The 15,504-nt window shown below is 54.5% G+C and carries 10 protein-coding genes; 7 read left to right on the forward strand and 3 right to left on the reverse strand.

The genetic code is table 11. The annotated features are described in order from the left end of the window. The first annotated feature begins 50 nt into the window (after window positions 1–50). From ACG98I_RS06610 to ACG98I_RS06620, 3 genes are all read left to right on the forward strand, one after another. Window positions 51–710 (forward strand): hypothetical protein, encoded by a 660-nt coding sequence (locus ACG98I_RS06610; RefSeq protein ID WP_394719477.1) that lies wholly within the window; start codon window positions 51–53, stop codon window positions 708–710. Between the two features lie 407 nt (window positions 711–1,117). Continuing rightward, window positions 1,118–1,801, forward strand: a complete 684-nt coding sequence (locus ACG98I_RS06615) for a DUF3558 domain-containing protein (RefSeq protein ID WP_394719476.1) — start codon at window positions 1,118–1,120, stop codon at window positions 1,799–1,801. Between the two features lie 282 nt (window positions 1,802–2,083). Continuing rightward, window positions 2,084–3,781 (forward strand): hypothetical protein, encoded by a 1,698-nt coding sequence (locus tag ACG98I_RS06620; protein ID WP_394732546.1) that lies wholly within the window; start codon window positions 2,084–2,086, stop codon window positions 3,779–3,781. Window positions 3,782–3,972: 191 nt separating this feature from the next. Here ACG98I_RS06620 and ACG98I_RS06625 read toward each other — a convergent pair whose 3' ends face one another. Both ACG98I_RS06625 and ACG98I_RS06630 read right to left on the reverse strand, forming a co-directional pair. Next, window positions 3,973–7,731, reverse strand: coding sequence for a multifunctional oxoglutarate decarboxylase/oxoglutarate dehydrogenase thiamine pyrophosphate-binding subunit/dihydrolipoyllysine-residue succinyltransferase subunit (locus ACG98I_RS06625; RefSeq protein ID WP_394719464.1), 3,759 nt, complete (start codon window positions 7,729–7,731; stop codon window positions 3,973–3,975). 201 nt (window positions 7,732–7,932) lie between these two features. Then, window positions 7,933–8,697 (reverse strand): hypothetical protein, encoded by a 765-nt coding sequence (locus ACG98I_RS06630; protein WP_394719462.1) that lies wholly within the window; start codon window positions 8,695–8,697, stop codon window positions 7,933–7,935. Window positions 8,698–8,887: 190 nt separating this feature from the next. Here ACG98I_RS06630 and ACG98I_RS06635 point away from each other — a divergent pair, with 190 nt between their 5' ends. After that, on the forward strand, window positions 8,888–10,690 hold the full coding sequence (locus ACG98I_RS06635; protein ID WP_394719461.1) for a carboxylesterase/lipase family protein: 1,803 nt from the start codon (window positions 8,888–8,890) through the stop codon (window positions 10,688–10,690). A 178-nt stretch (window positions 10,691–10,868) separates the two neighbouring features. Next, complete coding sequence (locus ACG98I_RS06640) at window positions 10,869–11,843, forward strand: DNA primase (RefSeq protein ID WP_394719460.1); 975 nt, start codon at window positions 10,869–10,871, stop codon at window positions 11,841–11,843. 198 nt (window positions 11,844–12,041) lie between these two features. Here ACG98I_RS06640 and ACG98I_RS06645 read toward each other — a convergent pair whose 3' ends face one another. Next, entirely contained in the window at window positions 12,042–12,578 is a 537-nt protein-coding gene (locus ACG98I_RS06645) for a hypothetical protein (RefSeq protein ID WP_394719459.1), read from the reverse strand. Window positions 12,579–12,699: 121 nt separating this feature from the next. Here ACG98I_RS06645 and ACG98I_RS06650 point away from each other — a divergent pair, with 121 nt between their 5' ends. Together ACG98I_RS06650 and ACG98I_RS06655 are read left to right on the forward strand one after the other, a co-directional pair. Then, window positions 12,700–13,947, forward strand: coding sequence for an MFS transporter (locus ACG98I_RS06650; RefSeq protein ID WP_394719458.1), 1,248 nt, complete (start codon window positions 12,700–12,702; stop codon window positions 13,945–13,947). 200 nt (window positions 13,948–14,147) lie between these two features. Next, window positions 14,148–15,494 (forward strand): YjiH family protein, encoded by a 1,347-nt coding sequence (locus tag ACG98I_RS06655; RefSeq protein ID WP_394719456.1) that lies wholly within the window; start codon window positions 14,148–14,150, stop codon window positions 15,492–15,494. Window positions 15,495–15,504 lie beyond the last annotated feature (10 nt).

Consider the following 15,504-nt stretch of genomic DNA (forward strand, 5'->3'; position numbering starts at 1 on the left):
AGACCCGTCGCGCACAATTTCGAAAGGTGGGGGCTGCTAGGCTGCTATGCGTGAAGAAGTTTGGTGCAATGTGTGTTGTGATGTCGACGGCGCTGCTTTCTGCCTGCAGTTTTGCCGAAGTTTCTCCGGAGGCTAATGGTCTGCAGACGGAGCCGGTGCGCATTGTTGTTGACCCTAATGATCTGGAGCAGGTAGTTCTCGCAGAAATCTATCGAGGCACGTTAGAGATTGAGAACCGCGAGGTAGAAATTGCCACGTCGGGGGAGGGGAATTTTCGGATCGGCTGCACTGGCCAAATCTTATGGGAAAACGATCCAGCGCGCGCCCAAGAGTTGGAGGCAGCTTTCGAAGCCGAGGAAGATTTTGACGGCCGCAACTATAACGTGGTGACCCATGATGAGATGATGGGTTCTCTGCCGACTGACTGGATGACTAATGACCCGTCCGCTGCATCCTGGTGCGATGACTTTGATGAAGTCGATATCCCGCTGGACATCGTTCCCATCTACAAGAAGACCCTGTTGAACCGCTCTGACAAGTTCGAAGTAAATAACGTCACCAAGTACATTACGAATGACGATTTGGACGAGCTTGTCGAAGCTTCCCGCACCGCCCCGGCCGATGACGTCGTCGAGCAGTGGATTTTGACCTCCGTCGCCGGCGGCGGCAACCTCGATACCGGCGACGCCGTTTCTGACGAGCAGTCCTAGCACTTTCACCCAGAATTTCTCCCCACCGCGTCCTTCGCGCTCACAATGCGCTGCCCCGTCGGTGCTTGCTTTTCTTTTGTGAGCGCGAAGAGCTCTCAAGATTTCCCACCAGTCCGGTCTCTTAAGCACGCCGTCGGAGTATCTTAACCTCGTGAACCCTTCGCGCTCACAGCAGCCACTCTCCTCAGAACTTCGTTTATCTCGGTGAGCGCGAAGGGCACGGAACCCTTGTGAGTTGCTTTCCGATGACGCAATTGTCGCCTATGTGTAGACAAAAACTGTTAACTGGTGCAATCTAGAGAGCAGTTGCAAATTAACGCTCGAGTTCGGGGGAACTTGGGAAGTATGTAAATGGGGGACATGATGCACTTGTTATTTCGTTTCGCGTGCCTGCTGGAGAGAACAGCATGAGCAGGAATTCTGTTAAATATCGAAAGTATCGAAAGCCATTCGTCGCCGCGCTCGCAGTGGGCAGCGCCCTTTTAACGGGTTGTACCGCCAGCTTCGGCGCTCCTGTTGAAGAATCCGTGACAGAGGTCAATGCAGCGACGGAAGAATCGGTGGTGGCGAGTGAGCCTGGGACGTCGGACGTCTCCGAATATCCCTGGAGCAGTGAGGGGCCGTACATCCCGGAACTAGGGACTTTTCATAGACATGACCCTGGGTTTACTCAATTCAATCCGTGCACGGAGATTCCGCAAGAATTGCTAGATGAAGCTGGACTTATCCAATTCATACCGTCGGGCGAAGATCCTGCGGAGCGGAGAATGTGTATGTATCAAGCTGACCCCAGATACGGAGATGCTGCTTTCATACTTGCCGGGGGAAGATTCGGGTTCGAAAATTATGCTGGGTTGGATGGAGAGCAAAAGTGGAGCGAGACTGTGGATGGCCATCCAGTATTGCACTACATCGATTATGCATTCCCAGACAGCTCGTGCACTGCAGCTATAGAGACTGTAGGCGGCCTGCTCGATATAAGTCTGTATGCAACCCCAAGCGAAGCTAATCCAGAAGAATTCGATTGGTGCATAGAAGCAGAGAAAAAGCTGTTCGAGCTATTGAGGTTAGATGGAAAACTCTCCAGTTGATTTTCATTTCTTAGGTCGAAATGAGGACGGGGTCGTTGTGTAGCCATTGAAGAGTTATTGGAAGTTGTGAGTCCATCCAGCCGGAAGTGGAAACTGAGAATACTGAGTATCTCATAGATCTCGATGCGAGAATGCGAAGTCTTAGGGAACCATCTGAAGACTAAAAGAGTCAAAGTATACGAGACCAGAAGATCTGCAGTTTCGACCCTAAATTTTTAAGAAGTCTATATCAATGCCAAATCGGGGAGCATGGTTTACAACATGAGAATTGATGCTGCGTCTATGAACGCATCACTTTGGAATCTGGGCAAAACCAGGCAGGAAGTTGAACTTGCAGCGCAGACGCTGAAGAGCAACATCGGTGCCCATTTTTCAAATATCGTGGGGTTTTCTGATGCTGGTGTAATCCACGGACGGGCTATAAAGAACGACCCTGGGTCAGCTCAAAATCTCCTATTGAAGCACGCCGAACAGGTCGGTTGGGCAACGCAATTGTTAAATGACGAACTACAGGCGGTCCAAGAACAAGACGCGACCAATGCGAGTGGACTTGATCTGGCTGATGTGGGTGGACGAGTAGGAGGGGCTTCGGTTGCTCTGGCTAATCAGCCTGAGAGCCGGCAGACACCATTGTCGTACGTTCCGCCTTTCGTGATGACGGGTGCATCATTGCAGCAGCTTTCATCTGATTTCGCTGCGACCCGAATCGGCGATATTGCTCAGGTTGCAGCTGATTGGAACCAACTCGCGGGCGATATTCAATCATCGTCTGATGGATTAAAGCGGATTGCTGCAGCTCTGGAGACCGAGCAAGATAGCGACTTTACGTACATGGCAGCGCAGAAGATTCGAGAGTTTGCGATGGATGGGCAGCAGTTCGCTGTGAACGCGGCAGATATGGGACTGAGGAGTTCGGGGATTACCATGAATTACCCGCCATATTTGTATGCTCTGATGGTAGATAATTCCACCATGGTTGCGATGACGCACCCAGCGGCGCAGAAGGCATTTGAGGCGGTCACGTTGTTTAAGTGGCAGGCGAAGTTGCAGTCAATGGTCTCGCAGTCGCTGCCGAACCAGCAGAGTTTGATGGACGCACCGTCGGGGCATGGAGGTGGGGATTCCATGGATATAGGTCTCGAAGCGATCGCTGGGTTGGGAACGCGGTATACCACTGAAGATGTCGAATGGCCGCGGGAGATTCAGCAAGCTTTGGAGAGCGGAGAGCTGGGACCAGGCTCATTTGAGGTTGTCAACGGTGAGTTGGCGGCGGTGGATGGCGTCGATCCGAGCTTGGTGGAGAAGATACAATCCGCAGTGAATGAGCGTCGGGAAGAGCTATATGGCGGGGGTCGTCTGCAGGAGTATCTGGCCAACGGTATTCAGACCATGGAGAACTCCACGACGCAATCGGCGGGGTTGAGCACCAGTTATGGTGTTGCGCAAGGAAACACACTCGGGATGGGATCGGGGCAGGTATCCAACGGGCATCCAGGTATTTCGGGTCTCGGAAATGGTAGTGGTGTGACTGGGCCGTTGGGATTAGCTGCTGGAAGCGGTGTGGGCAGTGCAGGGACAGGCGCCGGCGCGGTGGGTCGGGCGCCAGCTGCGAGCCGAGTCGGAGGAATTGGTGGGCGTGGCATTGGAGGCATCGGGGGAGGCCCAGGAAGTGCTTTTGGGCAAGGCTCTGCAGGAGATTCCGCATCACGCGCGCTTGCTGGAGGCAGTGATGGAGCAGGGCGCTCGGGTGGTATTCATGGTGCGGCAGCGCAGGGAACAGGGACTCAGAACGGCAGTAATGGCCGTGGTGTGGGCCCACTGATGGCGCCGGGCGCAGCTGGGCGCGGACAAGACAATAAGAAACGCGGCATGGTTAAGTCAGTGACGTCACGGGTGGAGATGGATAAGAATCGCCGTGACCTTCTGGGTGAGCCACCAGCGGCTGTACCCGGACCCATTGGGGATTGGGCGAGACATTAGCATTAGCCAGACAACCACAGGATTGAGCTATGAATACCAAAAGGGTGGTGGGCTCCCAAAACTCTGGAAGCAACCACCCCTAGCAGTTAAAAGGAGGACGAAAGGGTGAAGAGGGGGGATCGGGAGAGACCAAGCGGGGGGGGCTCCCCACACTTTCGCGCCCCCACCACCCTTAGCGTTGAAGAGAAGGACTAGATGTCGAATGCCTCTTCAAGCAGGTTCTTTTGCTCAAGCTGGTGAACCTTTGCGATACCGGTTGCAGTCGAGGACTGAGCACGACGGGATACGCGAACCATTTCTGGCATATCTGGAATCAGATTGCGCAGGTGCTCGTTGTAGAACGGCCATGGACCCTGGTTTGCTGGCTCATCCTGAACGAAACGGATCTGGGTAGCATTCGGGTACTTCTCGAATGCCTCACGCAGACGGTTGAACGGAATTGGGTGCAGCATCTCAATGCGGACAATGGCGATGTCGTCGCGGCCATCGGCAGCGCGCTTCTTCTCCAAGTCGTAGTAGAGCTTGCCGGAACACAGCATGATGGTCTTGACCTTGTCCACATCACCGATGACGTTGTTGTCACGGTCAACCAGGTTCGGGTCATTGATGACTGAAGTGAACGAGGTGACGTCGGTGAACTCTTCGATGGAAGAGGTTGCTGCCTTGTTACGCAGCATGGACTTAGGGGAGAAGACAACCAGTGGTCGCTTCATTTCACCCAATGCCTGGCGGCGAATCAGGTGGAAGTGGTTTGCCGGGGTAGTCGGCTGCGCAATAGTCATGGAACCCTCAGCGCACAGCTGCAGGAAGCGCTCGATACGAGCGGAAGAGTGGTCAGGGCCCTGGCCTTCGTAGCCGTGTGGCAGAAGGAGAATCAGGGAAGAAGTCTGGCCCCACTTAGCTTCACCGGAAGAGACGTACTCATCGATGATGGTCTGCGCGCCATTGGCGAAGTCACCGAACTGTGCTTCCCAAGCAACGACGGCCTCCTGGTTGCCCAGGGAGTAGCCGTATTCGAAGCCCATGCCTGCGAACTCGGTCAGTGCGGAGTTGTAGACCAGGAACTTACCACCGTTGCCGCGTTCGGAAGCAAGCTCGTTGAGTGGGTTGAACTCGTCGCCGCTGTTTGGATCGAATGCAACAGCGTGGCGCTGGGTGAAGGTACCACGACGGGAATCTTCGCCAGCCAAGCGGACAACCTTGCCCTGGTTAGCCAGGGAGCCGAATGCGATGAGTTCGCCCCAAGCCCAGTCGATGCCGCCTTCGATGGAGGCCTTAGCGCGTTCTTGCGCAACCTTGCCCACACGCTTGTGGAACTCGAAACCTTCTGGGGTATCCAGGTAAGCCTGGCCCAGCGCACGAAGCTCATCACCGGTAATGGAAGTATCCAAACCACGGGTCAGCGCCTGAGAACTGGTGATACCGGACTGCTCCTGTGGGCCAGCCTTTTCAGCTTCCTTAACTTCAGTGAAGACGGACTCCATCTGGTCGTGGAAGTCTCGTGCTGCTGCTTCTGCGTCCTCGGAAGACAGGTCACCACGGCCGATGAGGTCTTCGGTGTAAGACTCACGAACACCGCGGTGGTCGTTGATCTTGTCGTAGAGAACTGGCTGGGTCATAGATGGGTCATCAGCCTCGTTGTGGCCGCGCAGGCGGTAGCAGAGGAGGTCGATGAAGACATCCTTGCCGAAGCGACGACGGTATTCGGTTGCCAGCTGACCAACCCAGACAACTGCTTCTGGGTCATCACCATTGACGTGGAAGACTGGGCAATCGAAGCCCTTTGCCAGGTCAGTGGAGTAGTAGGTGGAGCGGGAAGAATCCGGAGTGGTGGTGAAACCAATCTGGTTGTTGACCACGATGTGAACGGTACCGCCGGTGGTGTAACCACGCAGCTGAGACAGGTTGATGGTCTCCTGAATAACGCCGAGGCCCGCAAATGATGCATCGCCGTGCAGCATCAAAGGCACAACAGAGTAGCCGTCGGTGCCCTTGTCCAGAATGTCCTGACGTGCGCGAGCAAGACCGACCAGCACTGGGTCGACTGCCTCGAGGTGGGATGGGTTAGCGGTCAGGGTGACCTTGATTTCACCATCACCGAACATCTGCAGGTGCTCGCCCTCAGCGCCCAGGTGGTACTTCACGTCGCCGGAGCCGCCAGCCTGGCCGCCCTTGAAGTTGCCATCGAACTCAGCAAAGAGCTGAGCCAGTGGCTTGCCGACGATGTTGAACAAGACGTTCAAGCGACCACGGTGAGGCATACCGATGACAACCTCGTCCAGACCCTGGCCAGCAGCGGTGTCAATGATGGAATCCATCAGAGGAATCAGAGACTCAGCGCCCTCAAGGGAGAAACGCTTCTGGCCGACGTACTTGGTCTGCAGGAAGTTCTCGAATGCTTCCGCAGCGTTAACCTTCTGCAGGATGTACTTCTGCTCAGCGTTGGTTGGCTTAGGCATGCCGGCTTCGAGGCGGTCACGCAGCCATTCGCGCTCATCGCTATCCAGGATGTGCGCGTATTCTGAACCAACCTTGAGGGTGTAGGCAGTACGCAGGCGGGAGAGGACCTCGCGCAAGGTCATGGTTTCCTTGCCACCGAAGCCGCCGACGTTGAATTCACGGTCTAGGTCCCAGATGGTCAGACCGTGAGTTTCCATGTCCAAGTCGCGGTGATCTGGAATTGGCAGGCCTGGTTGAGCCCAGCGGATCGGGTTGACATCGGCAAGCAAGTGCCCACGTGAGCGGTACGCCTCGATGAGGGACATCACGCGGGTGTTCTTATCAATGCCGCGGTTTGGTACATCCTGTGCCCAGCGGAAAGGCTGGTAAGGAACGCCAAGGGCGGTGAAGAGCTCATCCCAGAACTTGTTGTCAACAATCAGCTGAGCGATGGTGCGCAGGAACTCGCCGGACTCTGCACCCTGGATGACGCGGTGGTCATAGGTGGAGGTCAAGGTAACCAGACGGCCAACGCCAAGGTCGGCGAGGCGGTCAGAGGAAGCGCCAGCGAACTCTGCTGGGTAATCCATGGAACCAACGCCGATGATGGAGCCGGATCCCTTGGTCAGACGAGCAATCGAGTGACGGGTACCGATACCACCTGGGTTGGTGAGGTTAATGGAGACACCGGAGAAGTCATCCATGGTCAACTTGTTCTTACGGGAACGCGCAACGATGTCCTCGTAGGCGTCGAAGAACTCTGTGAAAGTCTTGTTCTCACAATCCTTGATGGCTGCAACAACAAGCGCGCGGGAGCCATCTTTTTGCGGCAAGTCAATAGCCAAGCCCAAGTTGATGTGCTCTGGCTGTACTACGGTTGGCTTGCCATCTTGAACTTCGTAGCGAACGTTCATGTCTGGGTGGATCTGAACGGCCTTGACGATGGCCCAGCCCAAGATGTGGGTAAAGGAAATCTTGCCGCCGCGGGTGCGCTTGAGGTGATCATTGATCATCGCGCGGTTTTCCCACATCAGCTTCACTGGCATATCGCGCACAGTGGTTGCGGTTGGGATCTCAAGGGACGCATCCATGTTCTTAGCAATCGCCTTGAACATGCCCTTTAGCGGCTGCTCGGATGGCTCTGGATAAGGCTCAATACGATCGAGCGGGGATTCTGGCGCATTCTTCGCCTTTGGGCCTGCTGGGCTTGGTGCCTTCTGCACAGTCTTTGCCTTCTTAACGTCTGCCTCTACAGTGGTCTCGCGCGCTGCCTGTTTGGTGGCAGTCGGCTCGCCCTCTGCCTTCTTATTTGCCTGTGGAGCGTTGGCAGGAGCCTTGGCCTCAGCCTTCGGAGCTTCCGCCTGCTTCGGTGCACCGTTCTTCTCAAAGAACTCTCTCCACTCCTTATCAACGGAGTTGGGATCTTTGGAATACTGCTGGAACTGTTCGTCAATCAGCCACGCATTTGGGCCATAAATGCTCGAGTTGCTCACGGCAGGTGCTCGCCTCATTTCCTTGAGTTTATGTATGGGTCTTTTGTCGACTTTAGTTGTGCTTCCAGTGCTTAGCCACTATAAGGTAGGCCGCCGCTGAAAACAGTTCTTCACCAATGATACGGCTGATTGCAAAATTACTTATCAACACCCGCCCATATCGTGGAATACCTTGGGGTTTACCTGCGTGTATGACCCTTGAATGTGGGTAGATATGGGTTAGTCAACGAGTTGTGGAATCTGTTCGCGAGTGTGCTCGATCATCTGGCGCCCCAGCTTACGGTTCGCCAGCGCTCCCAAGGCCGCACCAATGCCAAAAGGAACGAGTTTGGAGACCCACATCCACCGCACGCGTTTAGACATGTTTTTGATAAACATCTGCAGCAGTCGACCATTCAGTCCTGACAGCGATGGCGCCGAAAAGCGCGTCAGCGCGGTTGCCGTGGACACAGCGCCGCCCTTGCCCATATCTTCCACGAAGGCATCAACTAGCGCGGAGCCTTTGGACCCGTTGAGTACCAAGAGTACGACTGTCATGCGGCGCTCTTTAGTGCTCAGGTCGATGCCGCGATTATGCGCGGAAGCTAAGAAATACCAGGCGGCAGCCTCGATAAAAAATAAGGATTCAGCGCCGATTGCTGCAGCGCCGGTCACAAACCCGATGCCGGGGATTGCTGCCGCTGCGCCAGCTCCAGCGCCGGTGCCTTGAACCAGGCGCACAAAGTGCTTATCCAAGATGGTTTGGATCTCATCGTCGCTGGCATCGGGGTTTCGCTTGCGCACCGAGTTAACATATTTGGCTACCGAGGAAGACTGCACCTCAACCGCCTTTTGCAGCCCTGACATGATGGCGTTGGCGAATTTATCATCATTGTTTAACAACTCACGGGCCTCTTGGTTTTCAGAGCCTTCAACGATGTCGCCTTCTAAAACCTCAGTCTGGGCAGGGGAGTTTTTCCTATTCAAAATTTGTGGCAGCTTCATAATTTTTCCTTCATCAATGATTAGTTACAAAGTAAAAGTTAGTAAGAGCGAGGATACAAGGCGGGCCAGGAACCTCGCATGGACTTCACAGTGTTCAACACTATTGATTGCCAGCGCCATTCCCGGAACGTCGTTATTGTTATAAATATGAGTTCTAATTCGTTTCCATGTCGCTTCCGCGGTGTTCGGCATGAGTGATGAAACACCGAACCTGGATGGGCAAGAGCCGGAGTTTTCTTCTGAATTTTCCTCTGACCAGGTGGAACGCGAACTATCCGTGGCAGCGGCGAAAGCTGAGGCTGAAGCCGCACGTCGCCGTGCACAGCAGGCAGCAGCCGCTGCTCAGCAGGCAACAGGCGAAAACCTCACCATCAAAACCGCATCGGGTTGGGTGCACGGCCGCATGGAAGAAGTCGACGGTAAGCACGTACGTTCCTGGCGGGGCGTGCCCTTTGGCGCCGATACTTCAGGGCCGAATCGTTTTCGTGCCCCGCAGCCGGTCCAGCCGTGGGAAGGTATTCGCTATTGCAATGAATTCGGGCCGGTAGCGCCACAACCCACCTATTCGTGGCATGACCGCATCATCGGCAGCGAAGATTGCCTGCACCTCGACATTGTTCGTCCCGATACGGATGAGCAGCTACCCGTGGTGGTGTATTTTCACGGCGGTTCTTTCATCGTCGGTTCTTCACACATGTTGATGCTGCGAGGATTTTCGCTCGCAGAAGCAATAAATGTGGTTTATGTGTCTATCAATTTCCGGTTGGGCGCGCTGGGATATCTGGATTTGCGTTCGCTTTCCGATGACTGTGTGGCCAACCCAGCCGTCATGGACCAGCTTTTGGCCTTGCAGTGGGTTCAGGACAACATCGCTGCGTTCGGCGGCGATCCCGATAGTGTCACTGCCATGGGTGAATCAGCAGGCGGCGCAGCGGTATTGACGCTGATGGCCAGCCCCGCTGCTCGAGGGCTATTTCATCGCGCAATCGCGCAGTCCTCGCCGATTGGTCTGATCCACTCGCGCACGCAGTCGACGTGGTGGGCTAGGCAACTGGTCAACCGCATGGCGCTGCCGCGGGGTTCGACGGTGGAAGCACTGCGTGCGCATGACGGTGCGGATATTGTCCGCGCTGGTCAGTCGATGATGTGGCGTAATGGTGAGATCATGCATCTCAATTCTTCTTACGCGCCAACGGTGGACGGAGATTTGCTGCCAGAACACCCCCTGGAGGTGTTTAAGCAGGGCAAACAGATGGATATTCCGCTGCTGATTGGTAGTAACAGCGATGAAGCGAGCTTTTCCAAGTTTGTATTCCAGCGCGAACAAGTTCGTCAGCGTGCGGCTCTTCGGCTCTTGGCGTCTTTTGATGAAAAGAATGCGCCAGGTGTGGTGGAAGCGTATGGCGGAGCATCAAACCGTGCTGATTTTGCCGAGCTGCTTGCCGATGCCCTCTTTTGGGCACCGTCAGTGCGGATCGCACAGTCGCATGCATTAAAGAATTCGACTTGGATGTATCGCTTTGATTACGCATCCAAGGCTCTGAAAGCGCTGGGGTTGGGTGCGATGCACTCGATGGAGTTATCCAATGTTTTTGGTGATATGAGTGCTTCGCGGGCGTCGCTATTGCTGAGGATTGGTAGCGGGGATGAGATGGCTAACTTGACGGCGCTGATGCAAAGTCATTGGGCAAACTTTATTCATTTCGGGCGTCCGGGCGATGATTGGCCGATTTATACGACCACCGCTTCAGAAGTAAAGCACCGAAAGACTCAGCCGAAACCGGCGACACCTGCAGATATGCCTAAGCGTGAGAGGGAAAAGCCACCTGTGCATCGTGCGACAATGGTCTTTGATGCACCGCCTTCGGTGGTCTTAGATCCGCGCCGCGAAAGGCGCAAGGCATGGAATGACTACAACATGCTTGAGTGGGGTGCAGGACGGGCGGATATTCTGGCTGAGATTGAGTTCTTGCTGGAATCATTTGGACCGTGATCTTGGACTGTGATCTTGGACTGTGATCATTGACTGGCAGGTTGCGGGGAAATACTTAATAAACTTCCTTCTTCCATCCCCGCAGTTTCAGTCTTCGCGGTAGGCTTGGGCAGCGACGGCGTTCATTATCGTTGTCGTATGTCCCACGCTTTTTAATAACAAGGACGGATTGCCAGATATGAGCTTTTTCGAAAACATTGCAACGGCCTTGGATGCCGAGGGAATTGAATCTCGCGTCAATGACGACATTATGTTTGTGCCGATTACATCGGATTTGGAAATCCAGTTCGTGGAAATCGATCCTTTACTCCCGGCTGCAAACGTCTACATTGCCGCAGCGGATGTAGATGAAGACGATGAAGACTTTGAGGCTGTTCTGGTCTCGGTGGCGTTCTCTGTCGAAGATGCGGTTGAGGCGGTAGCCCGCCACATCGCCACCGATCAGGTTGTGACAGTGCTGCGTGACTTGCTTGAGGGAACCGATGAAAGAATCGCGGAACTGGAGTTTATGCAGGATGAGTTCAATCCGAACTTGGTGGTCGCAGAAGTAGCGAATGATTCCGAACTGCGCGTGCTCGTGGAAACCGTGGATGGAATTCCTTCGGCGATCGTGCGTTTCTTGTCTTTCGCATACGTCGATGATGAAGAGCTGGATGTGGATGACACATCTGAAATCGATGACTATGATGACGCCACCATTCAGGAATTGTGGGACGTTGATGCTGAAAGTGGTGTCGAGGCTGAAGAGCCGCTGACGGATGAAGCATATCGCCTGCTTTTGGCTTCTTCGATGCTGGATGTTGCTGAGCCTGTCATCGAGATTCCAGCCGAGACCCTTGAATTAGGAACTTATGTTGATTTCGACCGCCTCTTCGACGTGCTCGGATTAGTTTCTGAGCGTGCCTTGGATTGGGAGTCACAGTTGGTTCCTTTTGATGCTGGTGAATTCGAAGAACCGGACGTCTATGACATCTACGGCGAGGACACCTTGGACGAAGAGCTGGAAAGTGAGCTCGACGAACTTGATGGCTACGACGATGACGACGATGACGATGATGACGACGACCTAGAAATCCACGAGCTGAAAGGCTCTCGATACCAGAACTCAAATGATTCGGAAGCCTCCAATGATGAGGATGATGCGGACAATTAAGACAAAGCCCTAATTAGAGTAGGTCGATACGGGTACCGCGGTCACTGCGTAAATGCAGCGTGCTGCGGTTTTACTTATTCCTCCGCCAAGAGGGTCTGCCTCTAAGAGAGCCGGCCGCCAAGAAAGCTGGTCGCCAGGAGGTGTGCAGGAAAGGGTTGTGAGGCCAGAGTCTGCGAGGCAAGTCCGGTAGGAGAGTGCTTACGCGGCTTGCTCGAGGCCCGCATAAAGGGAGCTCGGGGAGCGCAATGGTTGGTAGTCGCGGTCGACCATCCATACAAATGTTGCGGCTTGGCCTGAAGGAATCTCATGAACTGATGATGCGGCATGAGTTGGAATCAACGCGCGCACCCAGCCCTCGGCAACCTCATGGGATACCTCAAAACCGGAAGGATCCGTGATGCGCAAGCGGATGAGATAGACCGGCTTGCGGCGTTCGCCATAGCCGCGAATCCGCGCCATCGCGCGTGGTCCCACGCGAAAGCGCGTGATGCTTGCGGTGAGTCCAGTGCGATTGAGTACCCCAGGCAGTTGCTTCTTCGGTGGACGCCAATCAGCTATATCCCGATTGAGAGAACGGGGATGTCGGATGATGGCGTTGATAGCATCAACGGTCTCTGAATGCGCGAGAAGCACTTCGCCGGTGACAGAAGCAATGTCAATAGGCTCCGGGCTCGTGGCCGCGTGTGCGATGGATTGTGGGCGGATGATTGATGGAATGTTTTTGTTCTTTTTCATGGCTGTGACTCTAAAACCCCTATCGGACATCCGTTCTAAAACTAGTCGAAACTATAGAACATTTATTCTAATTTAGTCTGAAAAGCCTTTTGGACAATCAAGGGCTAGAGTTGTACCTGCTATGACAAATATGGATTCTACCTCCCCAGATAACCCAGACCTTGACGTTGCAGAGCAGCCGAAGGTACCGCGTGAAATTTGGGTACTGGTGGTAGCAGCGTTCATTATTGCTCTGGGCTATGGATTAATTGCGCCACTGCTCCCGCAGTTCATCGTTACCTTTGATGTATCGATGGCCGCAGCTGGTTTAGTGGTGTCAATCTTTTCCGTCAGCCGGTTGGTGATGGCGCCTGGGGCTGGTGCGCTCATCAATAAGGTGGGCACCCGCGCGGTGTATATTTCGGGCCTATTGATTGTTGCGGTCACCACCGGCCTGGTTGCCGGTGCGATGGAGTATTGGCACATCATTGTGCTGCGCGCGCTCGCCGGTATTGGTTCGACCATGTTTACGGTCTCAGCCATGGGCTTGATTGTGAAGGTGGCGCCACCGACCATTCGTGGCAAGTGCTCGGCAATCTATGGCACTGCGTTTCTGATCGGCAACATCATTGGTCCGGTGATGGGCGCGGCCTTGTCATTTTTGGGATTTAGGTGGCCATTTTTCATCTACGGCGTGGGCGTGGCCTTGGCGGCGCTCGTGGTGTGGATCATGATGCCCAAGGTGGATAAAACCGCAGAAAAGGCAACGGAAAAGCCAGCTATGAAGCTGCGCGAAGCCTGGAATGATACGGCTTTTAGGGCCGCGCTGACCTCGAATTTCGCGCATGGTTGGGCGAATATGGGCGTGCGTGTTTCGGTGGTTCCACTTTTTGCTGCAGCCGTTTTCAACAACGGTTCGGCGGTCGCTGGATTTGCACTGGCGGCCTATGCCGCTGGTACCGCAATCGTGCTGCAATTCTCAGGTCGGCTGGCAGATAGCATCGGTAGGCGCCCGCTGATCATTGCGGGCCTGACCGGCACGGCCATCTTCGTGGGTGTCTTTGGTTTTGCTGAAAATGTTCCGATGCTGATTATCCTTTCGGCGCTGGCGGGCGCTGCCGGTGGTTTTACTAATCCTTCGCAGCAGGCAGTGATCGCCGATGTGATTGGTAATGAACGCTCCGGTGGTCAAGTGCTGTCCACCTTCCAGATGGCCATGGACTTAGGATCGATTGGCGGCCCTATCATCGTTGGGCTGCTCGCTGATATTTTTGGCTTTAAGATCGCCTTTGCGTTCTGTGGCGTTTTGTCCCTGGTTGGCGTTGTAGCCTGGATCTTTGCACGAGAGACTCTCGAAGGCACCAAGGCGCAAGTACGTCGAATGCCATAAAATTTGGCCAAAGCCGTGACATTGTGGTCTGTGACACTTAGGATGTAAATAACTCGCGTCGGGCTGTCGCGCGGGCATGTATTTCTCTGCAGCATCTAATCTTGCTGCCTTGAGCGATTGCATGCCTTATTGCGCATGCTTCAGGGCAGGAAAGGGTAGATGCTTCGCATACCGCACCCCTTTTGTCGTAGGAGTCAGTGATGACGACGCCCGATTCTGTCGTGAGCCAGACCAATGACCACGATGAAAAATTACCCGACGTTGCCGGCAAATGGCGGCTGATTGTCTATAGCGCGATTGGCGCTTTCGTATTCTTCTTTCCGATTACGTATCAAGAAAGAAATTCCATTCCACTTGACCACATGGTCACGATTATCAGGGATGCGATCCCATCAGCAGTTCCGTGGCTGATTTTGGCTTTGGCTGCCTTTGGCACGTACCGCGGCATTGCTACTAAATCATGGGAACGCGGCTGGGTGCATGGTGTCTTCGCCGTACTAAACATCCTCGGTCTCATCGTGTCGTTCTTGCATGTCATCGGCATGCTGCCGTGGGTGCTGGGTGAGGATGACCTGGTGCCATTTCTGTGGAACTCTATTGCTGTTCCGGTTGGTTTGATTGTGCCTATCGGTGGCGCATTCCTGGGTCTGTTGATTGGTTATGGCCTGCTGGAATTCGTGGGTGTGTTCATGCAACCGATCATGCGGCCACTATTTCGCACCCCGGGCCGAAGCGCGATTGATGCAGTGGCATCTTTTGTGGGGTCCTACTCACTGGGCATTTTGATTACTGATCGCGTCTATCAGCAAGGCGGCTACACGGGACGCGAGGCGGCGATTGTCGCGACGGGCTTTTCTACGGTCTCAGCAGCATTCATGGTGATCGTGGCTAAGTCTTTGGATCTGATGGACATGTGGCTGACCTTCTTCTTTGTCACTCTCGTGGTGACTTTTGCGGTCACAGCGATTACCGTGCATATTCCTCCGCTGCGCACGATGCCAGATGAGTATTTCGAAGGTGCGACTCCGGACCCAGAGCGTGATGTGAAGAAGAATCGCCTGAAGGAAGCATCACGGGAAGCACTGCTGCAGCTCGACCGCGCGCCGAGCCTGTGGAAGGCGATTAGTGAGAATTTCCTCGATGGCCTGCGTTTGGCGGGCGCGATTGTGCCCTCAATCATGTCGGTTGGCCTGCTGGGCTTGCTGCTGCAGCGCTTTACCCCAATCTTTGAATGGATTGGTTACCTCTTTTACCCATTTGCGTGGATTGTGCGCCTGCCGGAGCCACAGCTGGCGGGCGAGGCCGCAGCACTGGGTATCGCTGAGATGTTCCTGCCAGCAACAGCTGTGGCCGGCAGCGATGAAATCGCGCTGAAATTCGTTATCGGCGTGGTGTCTATCTCCGCCATCATTTTCTTTTCAGCACTGGTTCCATGCATCATGGCAACCCGCATCCCGCTATCTATCCCGCAGATGATCATCATCTGGTTTGAGCGCGTGGCGCTGACGATTATCATCGTCACGCCAATCGCGCACCTTATTTTGTGATAGCTGAAGA

This window comes from Corynebacterium sp. L4757, from assembly GCF_043673995.1.
Lineage (GTDB): Bacteria > Actinomycetota > Actinomycetes > Mycobacteriales > Mycobacteriaceae > Corynebacterium.